Below are 2,000 nucleotides of genomic sequence, written 5' to 3'. Positions count from 1 at the left end.
GCATGATCAACCGTCGTTCATTGACCGTGCCTCCTGCCTTGCCCAGAGCAGCCATTTCGCCACAACGCTTGCCCATGGCAAGCGAACGATTTTTCACACCTGCGACTTGAAACAGCGAACATGAGAGTGGGTAGGATCTCAGATCTCGGGAGTCACATCCCATGAGCACCGTCGCCCCGACCCTTCGGATCGACATGACTGAAATGTTGGTTTCTCCAAAGCTTGCTCGCGCAGGGGAGGGGACTTCCTACAACCCTGCCCCTTTTTGTGGGATGGGCGACGACGATCGCGCCCGCGCTGATTGCCCCACATCGTCGGCCGGCCTATTGCCCCATATGATGAATCTGCCGTGGTTCTGTCAGTGACGTTGATCACCGAGGCGTCGCGGACGCGAGACAAGACCAGCAGTAGCGAGCGCGCTTGGCAGGAGGAAGAGCTTTCTGTGGCAGCCCTTCCGACAAGCGTCTGGCGCGTTAGCTGCAACGGTTGCTGAATCAGATGTCAGCTGCGCCGGGCAAGCCAATCCCGGCGGCGTGCGACGACTGGGCGGCGGCGAAGGCGGCTTACCGCTTCTTTGACAATCCACCGTGTGACCGAACATAGCGTTCTCGCCCGGGCCGCGACCGGAACGCGCATTGCGGCGACGGTCCGATCCTTATCCTTGCAGGACACGACCGAATTTATCTGCAGCCGCGCGCAGCCGAGCAAAATCGGATTCACCAAGACCATCAACGCCAGGCGCGACAAGGCCGGGCAGCCTAACGTGCTGACCTTGTGCGGGATGCTGATGCACTCAAGCCTGGCCGTCAGCCTCGCCGGCACCGGCGGCGCCTCTTCAACGTCGTCGACCTGCTCAACAGGCTCGAGACCGAGACGCGCTCCGACCGCCAGGCCCATTGCCGATCACTCACCCGGCTCGACTTCGTCATGTTCGACAAACTCGGCTATCTGCCCTTCGCCAAGCCGGCGGGCAGTTGCTCTTTCCATCTGGTCTCGAAGCTCTACGAGCGCATCTCCAGCATCATCATCGCCAACCTCGCCTTCGGCAAATGGCCGAGCGCCTTCGGCGATGCAAAGATGAACCCCGCGCTGCTTGACCGGGCCACCCACCATTGCGAGATCGTCGAGACCGGGAACGAGCCCTGGCGTTTCAGGAGACGATCTCGAAGCTAAAGCCGAAAAGCCAATCAGCCGCGCCCGATCAGGCTGTGCAACCCCGACCAGCTTCGCCTGATCGGGCGCTCGCCGGCCTGCCCCTTCATCACTCCAAACCGGGGTCTCTTTTGCGCGAAAAAAACGGGTCCCGATTCCGTGACCATTGAGAGACGAGATCACTGACTCCTTGCGCACGAAGGCATAATAACCGCTCGAGCCTGGCATCATATCGCCAGCGAAATCGAGGCGAACGAGCGCCTGCTCGGTTATATTCGAGCTTGCCTTCAACAGATGGTGTCGGGCGCGCAGGCGGCAGTTCGAACGGGAGAAACGCATCGACGTTTTCTGCGCCTGCGGTTGCGCTCTCGTATCAGCCCCGTTGTTTGCTTCGGAATTTCATGACGCTTCGTTCGGATCGGCGCGAGCAAAGAACGACAGCAGTCCTTGGCGAGCTTGTCTGGGGACGAAGTCTTTACTAGCGCCGAGTGTCAGTGAAGATGTCGTTCCCAGGGCGAGTGCCTTTAGGTCTTCGTCCACTGGCTGCCCTTCAAAAGGATGCGGCAGCCCCAAATAACACGGTGCGACCGCATTCATATTCGGACTGCAGATCTCCGGCACCAGATGCAAGCCTGTGGCCAGCTCGAAACCCAGGCCAACTTCGCCGACCACCCAGCCGAAGCGCAAGTTGGGGTCCGGCCAGTTGTTGGTCTGCTGCGGAGCCGACCGCGGTTGCTGGCAACGGAATCCGACACCTTCTGTTGTCCTTGTCGGGTCCGCTACACACGGCTTGCTTAGCCAGCTGCTGTTTCGTCCTTAGGTTAAATAACTGAAAAGAAAACACAAAG

2 protein-coding genes and 1 pseudogene are annotated in these 2,000 nt (G+C 59.9%); 2 read left to right on the top strand and 1 reads right to left on the bottom strand.

The window, feature by feature from the left end; translation table 11 throughout:
* Nucleotides 1–498: 498 nt before the first annotated feature.
* A complete protein-coding gene (locus CKW40_RS45890; protein ID WP_244571568.1) occupies nucleotides 499–603 on the top strand; it encodes an IS4/Tn5 family transposase DNA-binding protein in 105 nt (34 codons plus the stop codon).
* Nucleotides 604–822: 219 nt separating this feature from the next.
* Nucleotides 823–1,173 (top strand): annotated as a pseudogene (locus CKW40_RS42125) (ATP-binding protein); the annotation flags it as partial.
* Nucleotides 1,174–1,551: 378 nt separating this feature from the next.
* Here the strand turns inward: CKW40_RS42125 and CKW40_RS43565 are convergent.
* On the bottom strand, nucleotides 1,552–1,839 hold the full coding sequence (locus CKW40_RS43565) for a hypothetical protein (protein ID WP_143748530.1): 288 nt from the start codon (nucleotides 1,837–1,839) through the stop codon (nucleotides 1,552–1,554).
* Between the last annotated feature and the right edge of the window lie 161 nt (nucleotides 1,840–2,000).

Source organism: Mesorhizobium carmichaelinearum, from assembly GCF_900199455.1.
GTDB classification, from domain to species: domain Bacteria; phylum Pseudomonadota; class Alphaproteobacteria; order Rhizobiales; family Rhizobiaceae; genus Mesorhizobium; species Mesorhizobium carmichaelinearum.
This window is presented reverse-complemented; position numbering and strand designations above follow the sequence as displayed.

Bases quoted from the DNA above. Each gene is read 5' to 3' on its own strand.
- CKW40_RS45890 (WP_244571568.1), top strand. From the start codon at position 499: ATGTCAGCTGCGCCGGGCAAGCCAATCCCGGCGGCGTGCGACGACTGG.